Raw genomic sequence first — 17,326 nt, 5'->3', positions numbered from 1 at the left:
TGGCCGACCTGCCGGCGGTCGGCCGCCCATCTGCCATGCCGGTTCCGCGCCTCGCCAACCCCTCAATTGCCATGCTAGAACATAGCGTTAGAGCATCATCCGGACCGGCACGGCCGCGTTAGCGAAAAGTGGAAACCGATTTTCGAAGAGATGATGCTCACATAGAACTTGGGACATCCATGACCACGCCTCTGAAGGCGATCGACGGCAACGCCGATCTCTCCACCCTGATGACCGATCTCGCCGCCAAGGCGCGCGCCGCCGCGCGCGTGCTGGCGCTGGCGCCGCCGGAGCAGAAGGACCGCGCGCTCGCTGCGATCGAACGCGCGATCCGCGCCAATGCGGCGGCGATCCTTGCGGCCAATGCCGAGGATGTCGCGGAGGCGCGCGCCGCCGGCACGACCTCGGCGTTCCTCGACCGCCTGACGCTGACGCAGGCGCGCATCGACGGCATGGCCGATGGGGTTGCGACCGTGCACGAGATTGCCGATCCGGTCGGTGCCGTCACCGAGCGCTGGCAGCGGCCGAACGGCATGACGATCGAGCGCGTGCGCGTGCCGCTCGGCGTGATCGGCGTGATCTTCGAGAGCCGCCCCAACGTCGCCGCCGACGCCGGCGTGCTGTGCCTGAAGTCGGGCAATGCGGTGATCCTGCGCGGCGGCTCGGACAGCTTCCGCTCCTGCCGCGCGATCCACGATTGCCTGGTGCAGGGCCTGTGCGAAGCCGGCTTGCCCGAAGCCGCGATCACTCTGGTGCCGACGCGCGACCGCGCAGCGGTCGGCCTGATGCTGTCGGGGCTCAATGGCGGCATCGACGTGATCGTGCCGCGCGGAGGCAAGAGCCTGGTCGGGCGCGTCGAGGCGGAAGCGCGCGTGCCGGTGTTCGCGCATCTCGAAGGCGTCAATCACGTCTACGTCGATGCCGGCGCCGATCTCGAGATGGCGAAGTCGATCGTGCTGAACGCCAAGATGCGCCGCACCGGCGTCTGCGGCGCGGCCGAGACGCTGCTGGTCGATCGGGCTGCCGCGGCGACCAGCCTGAAGCCGCTGGTCGAGATGCTGCTCGACGCCGGCTGCGAGGTGCGCGGCGACGACGCCGTGCAGAAGGTCGATGTGCGCGTCAAACCGGCGTCCGATGAGGATTGGGACACCGAGTATCTCGACGCCATCATCGCCGCCCGCGTCGTCAACGGCGTCGATGAGGCGATCGCACATATCCACGACCACGGCTCACACCATACCGATTCGATCGTGACCGAGGACGCCAGGGCCGCCGAGAAATTCCTGAGCGAGGTCGACTCCGCGATCGTGCTGCACAACGCCTCGACCCAGTTCGCCGACGGCGGCGAGTTCGGCTTCGGCGCCGAGATCGGAATCGCCACCGGCAAATTCCACGCCCGCGGCCCGGTCGGCGCCGAGCAACTGACGAGCTTCAAGTACCGCGTCCACGGCACCGGGCAGACGCGGCCGTGATCATTGTCGCACGCGCACGGTAGACCATTGCAGCAAGCTTCGACCGTGCCGTACCCCGCAGCCCAGGTGCTGCCGTTCTATACCAACGGCATGCGCATCGGGCTGCTGGGCGGCTCGTTCAATCCGCCCCACGCGGCGCATCGCGCCATCAGCCTGTTCGCGATCAAGCGATTGCAGCTCGATCGCGTCTGGTGGCTGCTGACGCCGGGCAATCCGCTGAAGAACCATGACGGCCTGCGTGCGCTTGCCGAACGCGCCGACGCCGCGCGCCGCGTTGCCGATGATCCGCGCATCGACATCAGCTGTCTCGAAGCTGTCATTGGCACGCGCTACACTGTGGACACGATCATCCACTTGCGCCGCCGCGTCTCCGGCGTGCACTTTGTCTGGATCATGGGCGCTGACAACCTCGCGCAGTTCCACCGCTGGAAAGACTGGCGGCGCATCGCCTCCGATGTGCCGATTGCCGTGATCGACCGCCCGCCCCAAAGTTTCCGCGCCCTTGCCGCACCGGCAGCACAGGCGCTCGCGCGCTACCGCTTGCCCGAGAATCAGGCGACGCGGCTGGCCGACCAGCGTGCCCCGGCCTGGGTATTCCTGACCGGCATGAAATCCAAGCTGTCTTCGACCGGCCTTCGGAACCCTGACGGGAGCTGGAGGACGGCCTGAAGCACAAGAGGGTTACTGGAATATTGAAACCATTAACCCCACATGCGTAGTATGGTGTGCGGGCGCCGAGGATTCGGCACCCGCGATACAGTGAAAGGAATGGTCCCTGGCCACATCTGTATTGTCCAAGTCTGTTTTACCCAAGGTTCCAAAGACTGCGCGTAAAACATCGACGAAAACCGCGGCCTTGCAGGCGCAACCCGGCGCCGACAAGACGCTGAGCCTGATCCTCTCCCGCCTCGAGGATATGAAGGCGGAAGAGACGGTCACAATCGACCTTCGAGGCAAATCCGCATATTCCGATTACATGATCATCACCTCGGGCCGGGCCAACCGGCACGTCGGTGCGATCGCGGAAAATGTGACGAAGGGCCTGAAGGAAAACGGGGTCAAGAGCATTCACGTCGAGGGCTTGCCCAATTGCGACTGGGTGCTGATCGATTCCGGCGACGTGATCGTGCACGTGTTCAGACCTGAGGTGCGCGAGTTCTACAACCTCGAGCGGTTGTGGACTCAGAACCCGGCAGTCGCGGCGGTCTAAGGCTTATCGAAGCCGATGCGAATCGGCAGCGGCGCAGCTAGTCTGCACGCGCGCCTCAGGGCGCGCGAGTGTCAGGCTTGACGCGTTTTCTGCGGCAAACCGGTTTCCACTTTGCCGGAAAACGCTTTTATGCGCCTCGTTGTGATCTGCATCGGCCGTCTGAAACAAGGCCCGGAACGGGAGCTCGCCGAGCGCTATCGCGCGCGCTTTGACGATATCGGCCGCAAGCTCGGCTTTCGCGGCCTCGATATCCATGACATTGCAGAAAGCCGCGCACGTGACGCCAATGCGCGCATCGCCGAAGAGGCCGCAGCCATCGCCGCGGTGGTCCCGGAAAAGCATGTGCTGGTCGCGCTCGACGAACGCGGCAAGAGCGTCGACAGCGCAAGCTTCGCCCGGCAGCTCGGCCGCTGGCGCGACGAGGGAATCGCAAATACTGTCTTCGTGATCGGCGGCGCCGACGGACTTTCGCCCGAATTGCAGCGCAAGGCTTCGTTACGCATTGCATTCGGCTCCGCGACCTGGCCGCATCAAATGGTCCGCGTCATGCTCCTGGAACAGATTTATCGGGCCGCCACCATTCTGGCCGGCCACCCCTATCACCGCGCATGAATGCCGTAACGAACAGTCGATAGCGCTGAACAAAAACTGGATGCAACACAAGCGGGACATGGTTTCGTATTTCGGCGCTGCGTGTCGCGCCTGGCTGCCCCTATCGCAGCTGCTGTCGATCGTCATGCTCGCCGCGAGCCCGCTCTCGCCGGTGCACGCGCAAGCCGCGCCGCCAGAGCAACAAGCCGCGGTGACGACAGCATCGCCCGACGCCATCAAGCAGCGTGAACAGGAGCTCGAGGCGGCACGCGAGCAGCAACGCAAGGCGACCGAGCTGCAGGAGAAGTTGAAGGCCGAGATCGCGGCAATCGGCCAGGACCGCAGCAAGCTCAACCAGCAGCTGATCGACATCGCCGGCCAGGTGCGAAGCATCGAGACGCGGATCGCGGACGCCGAGGCGCGCCTGCAGCCGCTCGACGGCCGCGAGCGCGACATCCGCGCCTCGCTCGATTCGCGCCGCGCCGAGATCATCGAAGTGCTCGCCGCCCTCCAGCGTGCGGGGCGACGGACGCCGCCGGCGCTTTTGGTGCGGCCCGAGGACGCGCTGCAATCGCTGCGCACCGCGATGCTGCTCGGGGCGGTGGTGCCGGAGTTACGCGGCCGCGCCGAGAAGCTTGCAACCGACCTCGGCGAGCTGGTCGCGCTCCGCAAGACCATCTCGACCGAGCGCGATGCGCTGGCACGCGACCGCGACAAGCTCAAGGAGGACCAGACCCGCCTTACGGCGCTGGTCGACGAGCGGCAGCGACAGCAGGCCGCGGCCGAGAAGGACATGGAAGCCGAGGGCACCCGCGCCATCGCGCTGTCGAAGCAGGTCGACGACCTGCAAGGCCTGATCGCCAAGATGGAGCAGGATCTGAAGAGCGCGGCCAAGGCCGCCGCCACGGCCAATCTCCAGGGCGCGCCGGCGACCGTCAACGGCAAGCCGAATCTGGAGGCCTTCAAGAACCCGGCCCGGATGAGTCCGGCGGTCGCCTTCGCCTCGGCCAAGGGCCTGTTCTCGTACCCCGTGAACGGCACCAAGATTCGCGATTTTGGCGGTTCCGATGGCGCGGGCGGCGTACAAAAAGGCATTTCTTTGGCGACCAAGGCCGACGCGCAGGTCACAACCCCGTGTGACGGCTGGGTTGTTTACGCAGGCCCCTTCCGCAGCTACGGACAACTCTTGATCCTCAATGCCGGGGGCGGGTATCATGTCCTGATCGCCGGGATGGAGCACATTTCGGTTAACATCGGCCAGTTTGTACTTACGGGGGAGCCGGTAGCGACCATGGGCTCGACATCCCAAGTCGCATCCATTCTCGCGACCAATGCGAGCCAGCCAGTGCTCTATGTCGAGTTCCGGAAAGACGGCACTCCAATCGATCCAGGTCCATGGTGGGCCGCAAATGAAGGCGAAAAGGTTCGCGGATGATGCGCAAGACTTCTGTAATTCTCCTCAGCGCCGCCACCGGCGCGGCACTGACGCTTTTCGTCACGCAGCCCCGCGCTGTGCTGATGGGATCGAGCGCGCGCGCTGCGACGTCTGATACCTACCGCCAGCTCAACCTGTTCGGCGACGTGTTCGAGCGCGTGCGCAGCGACTATGTCGAGAAGCCCGACGACAGCAAGCTGATCGAATCCGCCATCTCGGGCATGCTGTCCGGCCTCGATCCGCACTCCAGCTACATGGACGCCAAGAGCTTCCGCGACATGCAGGTGCAGACCCGCGGCGAATTCGGTGGGCTCGGCATCGAAGTCACGATGGAAGACGGGCTGATCAAGGTCGTCTCGCCGATCGACGACACCCCGGCTTCGAAGGCCGGCATCATGGCCAACGACATCATCACGACGCTGGACGACGAGGCCGTGCAGGGCCTGACGCTCAATCAGGCGGTCGAGAAGATGCGCGGCCCGGTCAACACCAAGATCAAGCTCAGGATCATCCGCAAGGGCCAGGACAATCCGATCGACGTCACGCTGGTGCGCGACAACATCCGCGTCCGTTCGGTGCGCGCGCGCGTCGAGGCCGACGACATCGCCTATATCCGCATCACCACCTTCAACGAGCAGACCACCGAAGGCCTGAAGAAGGAGATCGCCAATCTGCAGAACCAGATCGGCGACAAGCTGAAGGGCTACATCATCGACCTCAGAAACAACCCAGGCGGTCTGCTTGAAGAGGCGGTCACGGTGTCCGACTCCTTCCTGGAGCGCGGCGAGATCGTCTCGACCCGCGGACGCAACGCCGAGGAGACGCAGCGCCGCACCGCTCATCCGGGCGACCTGACCAAGGGCAAGCCGGTCATCGTGCTGATCAACGGCGGCTCGGCGTCGGCTTCCGAGATCGTCGCCGGCGCGCTGCAGGACCACAAGCGCGCGACGCTGGTCGGCACGCGCTCGTTCGGCAAGGGCTCTGTGCAGACCATCATCCCGCTCGGCTCGGGCAACGGCGCGCTGCGCCTGACCACCGCGCGCTACTACACACCGTCGGGCAAGTCGATCCAGGCCAAGGGCATCGTGCCCGATATCGAGGTGCTGCAGGACGTGCCGGACGAGCTGAAGGCACGGACCGACACCAAGGGCGAGGCCTCGCTCCGCGGCCATTTGAAGACGAACGATGGCGACGAGAAAACCGGCTCGCAGTCCTACGTGCCGCCGGACGCCAAGGACGACAAGGCGCTGAAGATGGCCGACGACCTCCTGCACGGCATCAAGTCGACCTCGAGCGCGACGCCGGCGGCGCCTGCGTCCGGCGACAAGGCCGCAGTCGACAAGCCGGCCAGCAAGGCCGCGAACTGATCCGATCGATCGATTCGGCGAAAGGGCGGCCCTGGGGTCGCCCTTTTGCTTTCGGGGCCCGACCGTCGGGCGGTCGCCCCGTGCTTTGACGGGTAGGCGCAGCGCGCGGGAATGCACTGCATCGTGCTATCGTTCGCGCTGTTGATTCGGGGAGGACGATGGCAGAGGCGGCCGACGAACTGAGCACGCCGCTTGGGCAGAACACCGTGGGCAAATCGCGCCGGTTCCGTCTGCCGTTCACGGCGATGCAGGCGCTCGCCGTGCTGCTGGGACTGGTATTGGTTGCCTTCGTCGGCATTGCACTGTTCAACGACAACCCGCTTGGCGGCGAGCCGATCGCCCATATCGCGCTGCGCAAGGCGCCGCCCGCCGCGGCGGATGACAAGCATTCCGCGGCCAGCCACGCCGCCGAACCCGCGGCCAAATCCACCGCCAAGCCGCCGGCCGCTGCCGGCGACGTCAAGACGGTCACGATCATCGATGGCTCGAGCGGCAAGCGCCAAGACATGGTGATCGGCGGCGGCGATCCGAGCGATACGGCCAATGGCGACACATCCGCCCCCGCGATGACCGGCGCCGACCCGCGTCTGCTCGAAAAGTCCCGCTACGGCATGATCCCGGTGGTCGCCGACGGGCTGAAGCCCTTCACGGTCTATGCGGCCGACGCCGACCGCGCCAAGGCCGCCAGGATGCCTGTGGTGGCCGTCGTGGTCGCCGGCCTTGGCGTCGGCGCCGCCAAGACGACCGAAGCCATCATGAAGCTGCCGCCGGCCGTGACGCTGGCCTTCACGCCCTATGGGGCCGACCCCGGCAAGCTCGCCGGGCGCGCCCGAACGCAGCGCCATGAGATCCTGCTGCAGATCCCGATGGAACCGTTCGACTACCCCGACAATGATCCCGGGCCGCAGACCCTGCTGACCACGCTCAACAGCGAGCAGAACCTTGACCGCTTCTACTGGCACCTGAGCCGTCTGCAAGGCTATGCCGGGATCGCCAACTTCATGGGCGCACGCTTCGTTGCGACCGATCCTGTGATGCAGCCGATCATCCGCGAGGCGGCCAAGCGCGGCCTCGGCTATTTCGACGATGGTTCCACCCCCCGCAGCGTCGCCCCGGCGCTGGCCACGAGCCAGGGCGTGCCGTTCGCCAGGGCCGATTTCAGCATCGACGCGGTGCCAACCTCCGCCGAGATCGACCGCACGCTGGTCAAGCTGGAGACGCTCGCCAAGGAACGCGGCACGGCCGTCGGCGTCGCCTCGGCCCTGCCGGTCTCGATCGAGCGACTCGGCGCCTGGATCAAGACGCTGGACTCCAAGGGTATCATGCTTGTGCCATTGACAACGGCGATGCTGAAATCAAAATCGAGCTAAAGATCAATCTGTTGGTGCAGCTTCAGACCTTGCCGGGGGGCCGGGTCGGGCGGCCCCGGGATATGCGAGGTATCGGCGGCATGGCACGTTATGAAGACCTGCCCTATCGCACCTGCGTCGGCATCATGCTGCTGAATGCGGCGGGACTGGTCTTCATCGGACGCCGCGCCGGCGGCATAGAACATGTTAACGAGGCCCATGTCTGGCAGATGCCGCAAGGCGGCGTCGATCCCGGCGAGGATACGTTTCAGGCTGCCAAGCGCGAGCTCTATGAGGAGACCAGCGTCAGATCCGTGGAGAAGCTCGGCGAGGTCGCCGACTGGCTGATCTATGACATCCCGCGCACCGTCGCGGGCCGTGCCTGGAAAGGTCGCTATCGCGGCCAGCGGCAGAAGTGGTTCGCGCTGCGCTTCACCGGCAAGGACAACGAGATCAACGTTGCCAATCCCGGCGGAGGGCACAAGGCGGAGTTCATCTCCTGGCGCTGGGAGCCGATGAAGAACCTCCCCGAACTGATCGTGCCGTTCAAGCGACCGGTCTACGAGCGCGTGGTGAGGGAATTCGCGGCCCTGGCGGCGAAGTAACCGGCCGACACGACCACCGTCATGTCATCAAGCAAGCCCTATCGCCCCAACGTGGGCATCGCACTGTTCAGCCCCGCAGGACGCGTGCTGATCGGCCGTCGATTCAAGGATGACGGTCCGGAGATCGTGCTGCCCGGTCTCGAATGGCAGATGCCGCAGGGCGGCATCGATGCGGGCGAGGATCCGCGCGACGCCGTCATGCGCGAGCTCTGGGAAGAGACCGGGGCGGTCAGCGCCGACTATCTCGGCGAGACCGACTGGATGACCTACGAATTCCCGCCCTATGACGGACCAGCATCGCACCGGCTGGCGAAATTCCGCGGCCAGCGGCAAAAGTGGTTCGCGCTCCGCTTCACCGGGCGCGATGACGAGATCGACCCGTTGACGCCGCGCAACGGCCAGCCGGCCGAGTTCGATCAATGGCGCTGGGAACGGCTCGACCGCGTCGCCGATCTCGTGGTCCCATTCCGCCGCGACGTCTATCGCGCCGTCGCCGCGCGCTTTGCGGAGTTCGCGGGCTAAAGCGCGATGAGATTAGGTTGAATCGTTATCGCGCTTTAGCTCTTTGTTTGAGTATGATCTCCGCGGAAACGCGTTCCGCGTTTGTCGCGAGGAAAACCGCTTCACACTTTTCCGGATCATGCTCAATTGCAACAAGCAACAGCGCCCGCCAAGATCTGGCGAGCGCTGTACTCATTCAAGCTTGTAAGGCGATGAGCGGCCGGAGACGGCCTAATGCATCGCCGTCGTGTTGAGTTCGTTCTGGATGCTCTTGAAGTGATCTAGACGCTCGATCGCATGATCCAGCTCGGACCCTTCCTTCTCGGCGAGCTTTTCCTGCATCTCGTTGATCGTCTCTGCGAACTTCGCACGATCGAGATCGGCAATCGCGGTCGCGACGTCGGCCAGCACGGTCAGCCCCTTGTCCGACATCTCGGCGAGACCGCCGAGCACGATGACCTTCTCGCGCTTGCCCGCCGTGGTGACGGTCAGGATGCCCGGGCGAACCGCGGCGACGACCGGAGCGTGTCCGGCGAGGACGCCGAAATCGCCTTCCACGCCGGGGACGTCAACCTGATCGACCTCGCCGGAGAAAGCGAGCTTTTCGGGAGAGACGAGATCGAAGTGGAAGGTAGCCATGGTGACCCTGCGAGTAGTGAATAGCGAATAGCGAGTAGCGGCGGAGGGAGAAGCGAGCGATACCGCTATTCGCTACTCCCGCTTCGCCAATCGCTTGCTTACGCCGCCTCGGCGGCGAGCTTCTTGCCCTTCTCGACGGCTTCTTCGATGGTGCCGACCATGTAGAAGGCCGCTTCCGGCAGGTGGTCATACTTGCCCTGGCAGAGGTCGCGGAAGCCCTTGATGGTGTCGGCGAGGTCGACGAACTTGCCCGGCGAACCGGTGAACACTTCGGCGACGTGGAACGGCTGCGACAGGAAGCGCTCGACCTTGCGGGCGCGGGCAACCGTCAGCTTGTCCTCTTCCGACAATTCGTCCATGCCGAGAATGGCGATGATGTCCTGCAGCGACTTGTAGCGCTGCAGGATCTGCTGAACCAAGCGCGCGGTCTGATAGTGCTCTTCGCCGACGACGAGCGGCGACAGCATGCGCGAGGTCGAGTCGAGCGGGTCCACCGCCGGGTAGATGCCCTTTTCCGAGATCGCGCGCGACAGCACCGTGGTGGCGTCCAAGTGCGCGAAGGACGTGGCGGGCGCCGGGTCGGTCAAGTCGTCGGCCGGCACGTAGATCGCCTGCACCGAGGTGATCGAGCCCTTCTGGGTGGTGGTGATGCGCTCCTGCAGCGCGCCCATGTCGGTCGCGAGCGTCGGCTGATAACCCACGGCGCTCGGAATACGGCCGAGCAGCGCCGACACTTCCGAGCCCGCCTGGGTGAAGCGGAAGATGTTGTCGACGAAGAACAGCACGTCCTGGCCCTGATCGCGGAAGTGCTCGGCGACGGTCAGACCGGTGAGGCCGACGCGGGCACGGGCGCCCGGCGGCTCGTTCATCTGGCCGAACACCAGCGCGCACTTCGACTTCACGCTCGGATCCGGATTGTGCGGATCGGCGTTGACCTTCGATTCGATGAACTCGTGATAGAGGTCGTTGCCTTCGCGGGTGCGCTCACCGACGCCGGCGAACACGGAATAACCACCGTGCGCCTTCGCGACGTTGTTGATCAGTTCCTGAATCAGCACGGTCTTGCCGACGCCGGCGCCGCCAAACAGGCCAATCTTGCCGCCCTTGGCGTAGGGCGCGAGCAGGTCGACGACCTTGATGCCGGTGACGAGAATCTCGGCTTCGGTCGACTGGTCGGTGTAGGTCGGCGCGTCCTGATGGATGGCGCGCAGGCCTTCGGACTTGATCGGGCCGGCTTCGTCGATCGGCTCGCCGACGACGTTGATGATGCGCCCGAGCGTGCCTTCACCAACCGGCACCCGGATCGGCGCACCGGTGTCGGTCACTTCCTGGCCGCGAACCAGACCTTCGGTGGTGTCCATCGCGATCGTGCGCACGGTCGACTCACCGAGGTGCTGCGCGACCTCGAGCACCAGGCGGTTGCCGCCGTTCTTGGTCTCGAGCGAGTTGAGAATCGCCGGAAGGTGGCCTTCGAACTGCACGTCGACCACGGCACCCGTGACCTGGGTAATGCGACCGATCTGGTTGGCTGCTGTAGCCATGGACTGTTCTCCTTCGAAAATCTGCCTTAGACCGCCTCGGCGCCGGAGATGATTTCAATCAGCTCCTTCGTGATCATGGCCTGGCGGGTCCGGTTGTAGATCAGGGTTTGCTTGCGGATCATTTCGCCGGCGTTGCGGGTCGCGTTGTCCATCGCGCTCATCTGCGCGCCATAGAACGAGGCGTTATTCTCCAGCAATGCGCGGAAGATCTGCACCGCGAGGTTGCGCGGCAGCAGGCGGGTGAGGATCTCGTCCTCCTCCGGCTCGTATTCGTAGGACGTGGAGGGAGCCGCATTGGCCGCGGGCGCGTTGACCTCCAGCGGGATGATCTGCTGCGCGGTCGGAAGCTGCGCGATCACCGACTTGAAGCGCGAGTAGAACAGCGTGCAGACATCGAACTCACCGGCCTCGAACCGCGCCAGCACCTTGTTGGCGATGTCCTCGGCATTGACAAAGCCGAGCTGGCGCACCGAGCGCAGGTCGAGATGCTCGACGATCTGCCGCTCGAAGGTCCGGCGCAGCTGCTCATAGCCCTTGCGGCCGACGCAGAAGAACTTGACCTCTTTGCCCTGCGCGATCAGCGACTGCGCCCGCTCGCGCGCCAGGCGTACGATCGACGAGTTGAACGCACCCGACAGGCCACGCTCGCCGGTGCAGACCAGCAGGAGATGGAGTTGGTCCTTGCCGGTGCCGGCCAGCAACGTCGGCGCACCCGGCGAACCGTTGGCTGCGGCGGCGATGTTGGAAATCACCGCGTCCATCTTGTCGGCATAGGGCCGCGCCGCTTCTGCGGCGTTCTGCGCGCGGCGCAGCTTCGAGGCTGCGACCATCTGCATGGCCTTGGTGATCTTCTGCGTCGCCTTGGTCGAGGCGATGCGGACCCGCATGTCTTTCAGTGACGCCATTCTTCGTTCACCCCGGCGATCCGACCGCCAGGGTCAGATCGCAAGCCTCCGTTCGTCACGCCCGGCGGCGAGCCGGGCGACGGCCCCATTGTTATGCAAACGTCTTGGCGAAGCCTTCGACCGCCGACTTCAGCTTGGCAGCGGTGTCGTCGGAGAGGTCGCGGCTGTCGCGGATCGCGTTGAGGATCTCGACGTTCTTGCCGCGCAACAGCGACAGCAGACCTTCCTCGAACGCCTTCACCTTGTTGAGCGGCAGCGGATCGAGATAGCCGTTGGTGCCGGCCCAGATCACGCAGACCTGCTCTTCCATCTTCAGCGGCGAGAACTGCGGCTGCTTCAGGAGCTCGGTCAGGCGCGAGCCGCGGTTGAGCAAGCGCTGCGTCGAGGCGTCGAGGTCTGAGCCGAACTGCGCGAACGCCGCCATTTCGCGGTACTGCGCGAGCTCGCCCTTGATCTTGCCGGCGACCTTCTTGGTTGCCTTGGTCTGCGCGGACGAACCGACGCGCGACACCGACAGACCGACGTTCACCGCGGGACGGATACCCTGGAAGAACAGGTCGGTCTCCAGGAAGATCTGGCCGTCGGTGATCGAAATCACGTTGGTCGGAATGTAGGCCGACACGTCGTTGGCCTGGGTTTCGATGACCGGCAGCGCGGTCAGCGAGCCCGAACCATGCTCCTTGTTGAGCTTGGCGGCGCGCTCGAGCAGGCGGGAGTGCAGATAGAACACGTCGCCCGGATAGGCTTCGCGGCCCGGCGGGCGGCGCAGCAGCAGCGACATCTGGCGATAGGCGACGGCCTGCTTCGACAAGTCGTCATAGATGATCACGGCGTGCATGCCGTTGTCGCGGAAGTATTCGCCCATGGTGCAGCCGGTGAACGGCGCGATGTACTGCATCGGAGCCGGATCGGATGCCGTGGCCGCGACCACGATCGAGTATTCGAGCGCGCCCTGCTCCTCGAGCACCTTCACGAACTGGGCGACGGTGGAGCGCTTCTGGCCGACCGCGACATAGACGCAGTACAGCTTGAGGTTCTCGTCCGGCTGGGCGTTGAGCGGCTTCTGGTTCAGGATGGTGTCGAGCGCGATCGCGGTCTTGCCGGTCTGGCGGTCGCCGATGATCAGCTCGCGCTGACCGCGACCGATCGGGATCAGCGCGTCGATCGCCTTCAGGCCGGTCGCCATCGGCTCGTTCACCGACTTGCGCGGAATGATGCCGGGCGCCTTGACGTCGACGCGCTTGCGCTCGGTGGCCTGGATCGGACCCTTGCCGTCGATCGGGTTGCCGAGCGCGTCGACGACGCGGCCGAGCAGCCCCTTGCCGACCGGCGTGTCCACGATGGAGCGGGTGCGCTTGACGGTCTGGCCTTCCTTGATCTCGCGGTCGGCGCCGAAGATCACGATACCGACGTTGTCGGTTTCGAGGTTGAGCGCCATGCCGCGGGTGCCGTTCTCGAACTCGACCATTTCACCGGCCTGGACATTGTCGAGACCGTAGACGCGGGCGATACCGTCACCGACCGACAGCACCTGTCCGACTTCGGTAACCTCGGCTTCCTGGCCGAAATTCTTGATCTGGTCCTTGAGGATCGCGGAAATTTCCGCGGCGCGGATGTCCATCAGCCTGCCTCTTTCATCGCGTTCTTGATCGAATTGAGTTTGGTGCGAAGCGAACCATCCACCATGCGGCTACCGAGCTTGACCACCAGGCCACCGATAATGGAGGGATCGACCTTCACGTTGAGCGCGACGTCCTTGCCCGTCACCGATTTCAGTGCGGTCTTCAGCGCGTCGAGATTCTTGTCACTGAGCTGCTCGGCGACGGTGACTTCGGCAGTCGCCTCGCCCTTGTATTTCGCCACCAGCGCGCGATAGGCGCGGACCACATCGGCAACGGCGAACAGCCGGCGATTGGCGGTGAGCACTTTGAGGAATTTTGCGGAGGTGCCCGAGATACCGGCCTTGTCGAGCACTGCGGTCAGCGCCTTCAACTGCGCGTCCGCCGAGAACACCGGGCTGCGCACGAGGCGCTTGAGATCGGCACTCTCGTTGAGCAGAGCATCGAACTTGTCGAGATCGGCCCTCACTTCATCGACGGATTTTTCGTCGCGCGCCAACTCGAACAAGGCCGTTGCATAACGACCGGACACTCCCGAAACGGACGGATCTTCAGCAGCCACGAGCTCGCTCTTTTTTGCTGTCAAACTCGCAAGGGAAAAACCGTCGCCACCGAAAGCAGCGCCTAGCGATCCAAGCCCTTGGAATTCAAGCGGGACTTCGATTTTCGACCGGCACGGGACGTGCCGAGACCGTTAAAATCGCGGCTTTGCTAACATAGCAATCGCACAGGTGCAACATGACGGCATAGCCGGTGCCGCCTTGTCGCACACGCACCTGCCCCCGTCCGCGCAAGCCGAATCAGGAAATTCTGCGCGCGGGAATTTGCCGCTCCGACCACCGACGGTTCGCCAAGCCTGAGTTGGTTCCAGCAAAAATTTGCATGGGTCCATGCGCGGCTGCGCACGGAACCGATCACGGGCGCGTGTTCCATTTGGCGAATACTTACCCAAACCTTACTTCAGCGCCGCTAAACAGTATTCGTAAGTATTTAACTCATTAAAGATTGGTTAAAGAACAAGGTTACGGAACCTAGCTGGAATACCCGAAAGCGGTAACAAGATATTTCAGCCGGAGACAATCCGGATTTACTGCCCAATTCGTGCCTCATTGCGAAACCAAACGGCCCAGGTCAACGAAGGGACGGGGGTTCCACTTGCCACGCTTGTGGCAATACTGTCTGAGGGTCTTAATCAATGCGAAATATGAAGAAGGCGCTGGGTGGGGTAACCCAGTCGCGCGCGGCGCTCGCTGTTGTCGCCGCCACTCTCCTGGTCGGGGGCAGCGTCACGGAGGCGTCCGCGAAGTCCAGGCATCATCATTACCGCTATCACCATCATCACCACGCCCGCGCCGAAACCTCCGCCTGGCGCGACGCCAACGCATCGATTGCCCAGCCGACCGGCGGCCGCATGTTCTCGGGGATGGCCTCCTTCTACGGCAACGAGTCCGGCAGCCGCACCGCTTCCGGCCAGCGCTTCAACCAGAACGCCATGACCGCGGCCCACCGCTCGCTGCCGTTCGGCACCAAGCTCCGCGTCACCCATGGCGGCCGCAGCGTCGTCGTCACCATCAATGATCGTGGCCCGTTCGTCCGTGGCCGCGTGCTCGACCTCTCCACCGGCGCAGCTCGCGCCATCGGCCTCACGGGTGCCGGCGTCGGCCGCGTCACCGCCGAGGTGGTCTCCTGAGGCGTCCACCACGCCGCCTTCCGTTCACAGTGTTCGGTAAGCGTTGCGTAGCGTAACGGTTGCGGATCTTGTTCCGCACCGATCAGGCCTGTCGTCGCGAATGACGGCAGGCTCTTCGTTTCACAGGAAGGTCTGCGGGTCGACGTCGACCTCGAGCTTCAGATTGCCCTTGGTCTTGGGACCGGCGGCCAGCCATTCGCGCAGGTACTGCGACAGGTCGACATTGCGCAGTGACTTCACCAGCAGACGGAAGCGATAGCGGCCCTTGATGACCGCAAGCGGCGCCTCGGCGGGACCGAGCACCTGGATCCGCTCGTCGAGCGGCGCGACCGCGGCGAGCTTGCGCGCGAAGCCCTCTGCCGTGGGACGATCGCCGGCCGAGACAATCAGGCTCGCCAGCCGGCCGAACGGCGGATAGCCGGTGCGTTCCCGGATCTCGATCTCGCTCGCGTAGAACGCCTCGCGGTCGTTCGCGATCAAGGCCTTGATGACGGGATGCTCCCGCTGGTGCGTCTGCAGATAGCCGACACCGCGCCCCTGCTCGCGGCCGGCACGGCCGACCACCTGGTTCAAAAGCTGGAACGTGCGCTCGGCCGCGCGTGGATCACCGTTGCTCAAGCCCAGATCGGCATCGACGACGCCGACCAGATTGAGCCGCGGAAAATTGTGCCCCTTCGCCACGAGCTGGGTGCCGATGATGATGTCGACGCGCCCCTCGGCGATCTCGTTCAGCTCGCTGCGCATGGTCTCGATCGAGGTGATGAGATCGCTGGACAGCACCATGGTGCGGGCCTCCGGGAAGATGCTCGCCGCCTCCTCCTGCAGCCGTTCGACACCGGGACCGACGGCAACCAGTGATTCCTCGGCCGCGCAGTGCGGACAGATGTTCGGGCGCGGCATCGAGAAGCCGCAGTGATGGCAGACCAGCCGCTGGCGGAAGCGATGATCGACCAGCCAGGCATCGCAGATCGTGCAGGCGAAGCGATGGCCGCAGGCGCGGCACAGTGTCAGCGGCGCATAGCCGCGGCGGTTGAGGAACAGCAACGCCTGCTCGCGCCGCTCGATCGCATGGCGGATCTGCTCGGCGAGCGGCGGCGAGATGAAGCGGCCGCGCGGCGGCGGCGCGCGCCGCATGTCGATCGCCTCGATATGCGGCATGTGCTGGCCGCCGAACCGCGACGGCAGCGCCACGCGCTGGTAGCGCCCCTTGCGTGCATTGACCTCGCTCTCGACCGACGGCGTGGCGGAGGCCAGCACGATCGGGATCCTGGCGATATGCGCACGCACCACCGCCATGTCGCGGGCGTGATAATGCGCGCCATCGTCCTGCTTGTAGGCCTGGTCGTGCTCTTCATCGACGACGATGAGGCCGAGATCGGCATAGGGCAGGAACAGCGCCGAACGCGCGCCGACCACGACCGGCGCCTTGCCCTCCGAGATCGCCGCCCAATTCCGCGCGCGCGTGCGCGGCGTCAGCTCCGAATGCCATTCGAGCGGCCGCACCCCGAAGCGCTGCGCGAAGCGGTCGAGGAACTGGCCGGTCAGCGCAATTTCGGGCATCAGGATCAGCGACTGCTTGCCGCGGCGGATGTTTTCGGCGATCGCCTCGAAATAGACTTCGGTCTTGCCTGAGCCGGTGACGCCGTCGAGCAGCGCGACATGAAAGCTGCCGCTTGCGGCGAGCGTCCGCATCACGTCGACAGCGCTGCGCTGCTCGCGCGAGAAATCAGGCTGCGCGTAGGATGGGTCCGGAGGCGGCGGCGCCTGCGGCGGCGGCATCGCCTCGACCGTCAGCGTGCCCTCGTCGACCAAGCCGTCGATCACGCCCGAACTGACGCCGGCCTCCCGCGCCGCCTCCGACTTGCCATGCAGCAGGCCGTCCGACAGCACCTCGATCACCCGCCGGCGCGCCGGCGTCAGGCGCCGTGGCGCCTCGCCGACCAGGCGCACGCCGAGACGGGTGCGTTCGGGCCCGAGATTCTCGCCCATGCGCAGCGTCATCCGCAGCACCATGCCGCGGGCCGACAATGTGTAGTTGGACACCCAATCGACGAGCTGGCGCAGTTCCGCTTTCAGCGGCGGGATGTCGAGCTTCTCGCTGACGTCCTTGAGCCGATTGTGCAGCCGCGGATCGGGATTCGCGTTCTCGGCCCACACGACCGCGACGACCTCGCGCGGCCCCAGCGGAACGCAGACGACATCGCCCGGCGCCAGCGCCATACCGCGCGGAATCCGGTAGGAATAGGTCTGATTCAGCGCGACAGGCACCAGCACGTCGACGACGCGCGTCGTCGATGTCGAAGTCGTGCTGCTGCGCGTCGCGTGGTCCATCCGAGAATCGATCTTTGAGCCGCGGCAGGCTAGCGCCGCCCCAGCCAGTTAGCGAACGGTAAACGAAACCG

The 17,326-nt window shown here is 65.0% G+C and carries 16 protein-coding genes; 10 read left to right on the top strand and 6 right to left on the bottom strand.

Annotated features, from left to right (window positions below; translation table 11 throughout):
* The first annotated feature begins 179 nt into the window (after positions 1-179).
* From MTX23_RS02160 to MTX23_RS02120, 9 genes are all read left to right on the top strand, one after another.
* The gene (locus tag MTX23_RS02160; RefSeq protein WP_280975010.1) at positions 180-1,472 is read left to right on the top strand and encodes a glutamate-5-semialdehyde dehydrogenase; all 1,293 of its coding nucleotides are present in this window, start codon (positions 180-182) and stop codon (positions 1,470-1,472) included.
* 90 nt (positions 1,473-1,562) lie between these two features.
* The gene (locus MTX23_RS02155) at positions 1,563-2,141 is read left to right on the top strand and encodes a nicotinate-nucleotide adenylyltransferase (RefSeq protein WP_280978338.1); all 579 of its coding nucleotides are present in this window, start codon (positions 1,563-1,565) and stop codon (positions 2,139-2,141) included.
* 187 nt (positions 2,142-2,328) lie between these two features.
* Positions 2,329-2,682, top strand: a complete 354-nt coding sequence (gene rsfS, locus MTX23_RS02150; protein ID WP_280975009.1) for a ribosome silencing factor — start codon at positions 2,329-2,331, stop codon at positions 2,680-2,682.
* 129 nt (positions 2,683-2,811) lie between these two features.
* Positions 2,812-3,294: a 23S rRNA (pseudouridine(1915)-N(3))-methyltransferase RlmH gene (gene rlmH / locus MTX23_RS02145; RefSeq protein ID WP_280975008.1), complete on the top strand. Its 483-nt coding sequence runs from the start codon at positions 2,812-2,814 to the stop codon at positions 3,292-3,294.
* Positions 3,295-3,352: 58 nt separating this feature from the next.
* On the top strand, positions 3,353-4,708 hold the full coding sequence (locus MTX23_RS02140) for a peptidoglycan DD-metalloendopeptidase family protein (RefSeq protein ID WP_280975007.1): 1,356 nt from the start codon (positions 3,353-3,355) through the stop codon (positions 4,706-4,708).
* Positions 4,705-6,075 carry a S41 family peptidase gene (locus MTX23_RS02135; RefSeq protein ID WP_280975006.1) on the top strand — a complete coding sequence of 457 codons (1,371 nt, stop codon included), beginning with the start codon at positions 4,705-4,707 and terminating at the stop codon, positions 6,073-6,075. The genes MTX23_RS02140 and MTX23_RS02135 overlap by 4 nt, the downstream gene beginning before the upstream one ends.
* 158 nt (positions 6,076-6,233) lie before the next feature.
* A complete protein-coding gene (locus tag MTX23_RS02130; RefSeq protein ID WP_280975005.1) occupies positions 6,234-7,445 on the top strand; it encodes a divergent polysaccharide deacetylase family protein in 1,212 nt (403 codons plus the stop codon).
* An 80-nt stretch (positions 7,446-7,525) separates the two neighbouring features.
* Positions 7,526-8,029 carry an RNA pyrophosphohydrolase gene (locus MTX23_RS02125; RefSeq protein WP_280975004.1) on the top strand — a complete coding sequence of 168 codons (504 nt, stop codon included), beginning with the start codon at positions 7,526-7,528 and terminating at the stop codon, positions 8,027-8,029.
* Between the two features lie 21 nt (positions 8,030-8,050).
* Entirely contained in the window at positions 8,051-8,551 is a 501-nt protein-coding gene (locus tag MTX23_RS02120; protein WP_280975003.1) for an RNA pyrophosphohydrolase, read from the top strand.
* Between the two features lie 210 nt (positions 8,552-8,761).
* Here the strand turns inward: MTX23_RS02120 and MTX23_RS02115 are convergent, their stop codons facing one another.
* The 5 genes from MTX23_RS02115 to MTX23_RS02095 all read right to left on the bottom strand — a co-directional run bounded on the left by MTX23_RS02115 (position 8,762) and on the right by MTX23_RS02095 (position 13,796).
* The gene (locus MTX23_RS02115; protein WP_280975002.1) at positions 8,762-9,169 is read right to left on the bottom strand and encodes a F0F1 ATP synthase subunit epsilon; all 408 of its coding nucleotides are present in this window, start codon (positions 9,167-9,169) and stop codon (positions 8,762-8,764) included.
* Positions 9,170-9,267: 98 nt separating this feature from the next.
* Positions 9,268-10,710, bottom strand: coding sequence for a F0F1 ATP synthase subunit beta (gene atpD, locus MTX23_RS02110; protein WP_280975001.1), 1,443 nt, complete (start codon positions 10,708-10,710; stop codon positions 9,268-9,270).
* Positions 10,711-10,736: 26 nt separating this feature from the next.
* The gene (locus tag MTX23_RS02105; protein WP_280975000.1) at positions 10,737-11,615 is read right to left on the bottom strand and encodes a F0F1 ATP synthase subunit gamma; all 879 of its coding nucleotides are present in this window, start codon (positions 11,613-11,615) and stop codon (positions 10,737-10,739) included.
* Positions 11,616-11,706: 91 nt separating this feature from the next.
* Positions 11,707-13,236 carry a F0F1 ATP synthase subunit alpha gene (atpA, locus tag MTX23_RS02100; protein WP_280974999.1) on the bottom strand — a complete coding sequence of 510 codons (1,530 nt, stop codon included), beginning with the start codon at positions 13,234-13,236 and terminating at the stop codon, positions 11,707-11,709.
* Positions 13,236-13,796, bottom strand: a complete 561-nt coding sequence (locus tag MTX23_RS02095) for a F0F1 ATP synthase subunit delta (protein ID WP_280974998.1) — start codon at positions 13,794-13,796, stop codon at positions 13,236-13,238. Before MTX23_RS02095 ends, atpA begins: the two co-directional genes overlap by 1 nt.
* 633 nt (positions 13,797-14,429) lie before the next feature.
* On the opposite strand from MTX23_RS02095, the gene MTX23_RS02090 reads away from it, so the two are divergent.
* Positions 14,430-14,924: a septal ring lytic transglycosylase RlpA family protein gene (locus MTX23_RS02090; RefSeq protein ID WP_280974997.1), complete on the top strand. Its 495-nt coding sequence runs from the start codon at positions 14,430-14,432 to the stop codon at positions 14,922-14,924.
* 120 nt (positions 14,925-15,044) lie between these two features.
* Here the strand turns inward: MTX23_RS02090 and MTX23_RS02085 are convergent, their stop codons facing one another.
* Complete coding sequence (locus tag MTX23_RS02085; protein WP_280974996.1) at positions 15,045-17,255, bottom strand: primosomal protein N'; 2,211 nt, start codon at positions 17,253-17,255, stop codon at positions 15,045-15,047.
* Positions 17,256-17,326: the final 71 nt, after the last annotated feature.

This window comes from Bradyrhizobium sp. ISRA436 (assembly GCF_029910015.1).
Lineage (GTDB): Bacteria > Pseudomonadota > Alphaproteobacteria > Rhizobiales > Xanthobacteraceae > Bradyrhizobium.
The sequence above is the reverse complement of the archived record's forward strand: the minus strand, read 5'-3'. Positions and strand labels throughout refer to the sequence as shown.

Coding starts and splice junctions, on each gene's coding strand:
- MTX23_RS02140 (WP_280975007.1), top strand. CDS start 3,353: ATGGTTTCGTATTTCGGCGCTGCGTGTCGCGCCTGGCTGCCCCTATCG.
- MTX23_RS02105 (WP_280975000.1), bottom strand. CDS start 11,615: ATGGCGTCACTGAAAGACATGCGGGTCCGCATCGCCTCGACCAAGGCG.
- MTX23_RS02160 (WP_280975010.1), top strand. CDS start 180: ATGACCACGCCTCTGAAGGCGATCGACGGCAACGCCGATCTCTCCACC.
- MTX23_RS02155 (WP_280978338.1), top strand. CDS start 1,563: ATGCGCATCGGGCTGCTGGGCGGCTCGTTCAATCCGCCCCACGCGGCG.
- rlmH (WP_280975008.1), top strand. CDS start 2,812: ATGCGCCTCGTTGTGATCTGCATCGGCCGTCTGAAACAAGGCCCGGAA.
- MTX23_RS02135 (WP_280975006.1), top strand. CDS start 4,705: ATGATGCGCAAGACTTCTGTAATTCTCCTCAGCGCCGCCACCGGCGCG.
- MTX23_RS02120 (WP_280975003.1), top strand. CDS start 8,051: ATGTCATCAAGCAAGCCCTATCGCCCCAACGTGGGCATCGCACTGTTC.
- MTX23_RS02130 (WP_280975005.1), top strand. CDS start 6,234: ATGGCAGAGGCGGCCGACGAACTGAGCACGCCGCTTGGGCAGAACACC.
- MTX23_RS02115 (WP_280975002.1), bottom strand. CDS start 9,169: ATGGCTACCTTCCACTTCGATCTCGTCTCTCCCGAAAAGCTCGCTTTC.
- MTX23_RS02090 (WP_280974997.1), top strand. CDS start 14,430: ATGCGAAATATGAAGAAGGCGCTGGGTGGGGTAACCCAGTCGCGCGCG.
- MTX23_RS02125 (WP_280975004.1), top strand. CDS start 7,526: ATGGCACGTTATGAAGACCTGCCCTATCGCACCTGCGTCGGCATCATG.
- atpD (WP_280975001.1), bottom strand. CDS start 10,710: ATGGCTACAGCAGCCAACCAGATCGGTCGCATTACCCAGGTCACGGGT.
- MTX23_RS02085 (WP_280974996.1), bottom strand. CDS start 17,255: ATGGACCACGCGACGCGCAGCAGCACGACTTCGACATCGACGACGCGC.
- atpA (WP_280974999.1), bottom strand. CDS start 13,236: ATGGACATCCGCGCCGCGGAAATTTCCGCGATCCTCAAGGACCAGATC.